This is a genomic window from Vibrio sp. 1288 (assembly GCF_033344475.1).
Map to the genome: position 1 here is coordinate 1 of NZ_JAWPOX010000188.1, position 978 is coordinate 978.

2 protein-coding genes are annotated in these 978 nt (G+C 47.6%); one reads left to right on the plus strand and one right to left on the minus strand.

The annotated features are described in order from the left end of the window. On the plus strand, window positions 1-574 hold a 574-nt coding region (locus tag R8O11_RS25570), incomplete at its 5' end, for a S1 family peptidase (RefSeq protein WP_318194657.1). A 37-nt stretch (window positions 575-611) separates the two neighbouring features. Here R8O11_RS25570 and fliJ read toward each other — a convergent pair. Further along, window positions 612-978: flagellar export protein FliJ (gene fliJ / locus R8O11_RS25575; protein WP_318194658.1), on the minus strand; the 367-nt coding region annotated here is incomplete at its 5' end.

Consider the following 978-nt stretch of genomic DNA (forward strand, 5'->3'; position numbering starts at 1 on the left):
GCCTCAAGATTTTGGCGATTACAGCGGCGAATCGGTTTATCAAATCTTTGGATTGGGACAAACGTCCACGACCGACACCAGTGGCCCGAACTATTTACGATGGGCGGAGGTTCAACCGCTTTCTGATGCCCAATGTGCTTCTCTCGTTGTGGGGTATAACGACCAAGAAAACATTTGTGCAAATGGCTTTCCAGACCGTAGCTATACCGGAATATGTAGCGGAGACTCTGGCGGCCCACTCACCTATCAAGACAGCAACGGTATGTATCAGCAAATCGGGATTGTGAGTTACGGCTCATCCATTTGTGAGTCGGCAGCCATTCCGAGCGTCTTCACAGAGATTCTGAATTACACCTCGTGGATAGAGGCAAGAACCAGTTCTGGGGTCAAAACCGTTTATAACGCGAGCTTAGCAGCCTTAGAGGATTACCATAGCGAAGGTGATTCAGGCTTTGATCCAGAAGACACTAATGTTTCAGGATTTAGCGATAACGGCAGCGGCGGTGCAATAGGTGCAGGGGTGTTGTTCTTTGGAGGATTATTAGGGTGGCTGCGACGCAGAAAAACGACGTAACGTTTCTCTTTACTAGATAAAAATAAACGCAAAACGCTTACAACGTTTTGCGTTTCACGCGAGAGTTGATGATGTCTTCAATCAGCTTTTGCTCTTTTTTGGCTTTCTCATAATTTTGCTTGGTACGCCATCTATCTAGTACCTTTTCCAATCCTTGAACGCGAGCGTGTTTGTGTTCTAGCGTTTTTTGTACTGATGCACATTCGGCTTGCATCACCGCTTGTTCTTGCTCGTGGTGACGAAGCATTCTTTGCAGCATCTGATCAACGCGGTTGAAGTTCATCAACGCCGCGCTATTCAAAGACGGAGAGGACAACGCCGATTGACCAGCGTGCCCTTTGAGAGCTGAAAGTTGTTGCAACTGCGTTGAAAGATGATTGTGACGCTGACGCATAGCGTCGAGC